The organism is Neisseria sp. P0008.S010 (assembly GCF_051962715.1).
Lineage (GTDB): Bacteria > Pseudomonadota > Gammaproteobacteria > Burkholderiales > Neisseriaceae > Neisseria > Neisseria elongata.
The window spans coordinates 1-241 of record NZ_JBQCVA010000407.1 but is presented as its reverse complement, the minus strand read 5'-3'; the positions used below and the strand labels follow the sequence as shown (position 1 = coordinate 241).

General features: G+C 53.1%; 1 tRNA gene. It reads left to right on the top strand.

Annotated features, from left to right (window positions below):
• Positions 1-87 precede the first annotated feature (87 nt).
• Positions 88-164: transfer RNA gene (locus ACTHSL_RS14110), tRNA-Met, on the top strand.
• Positions 165-241: the final 77 nt, after the last annotated feature.

Below are 241 nucleotides of genomic sequence, written 5' to 3'. Positions count from 1 at the left end.
AGGGCAAGTTTTGCACTGTCGGAAACTCGGAATGTTGGTTGACGCTAGGGCTGATTGGTTGCTATACTTGCAGGTCTTGTTACCGGACGCGGGGTGGAGCAGTCTGGCAGCTCGTCGGGCTCATAACCCGAAGGTCGTAGGTTCAAATCCTGCCCCCGCAACCAACGATATTTGCTCTTTAACAATTCGTAGCCGATAGGTGTGGGTACTTGGTTTCCTTTAGGGGGCTGGTGGGTTGACA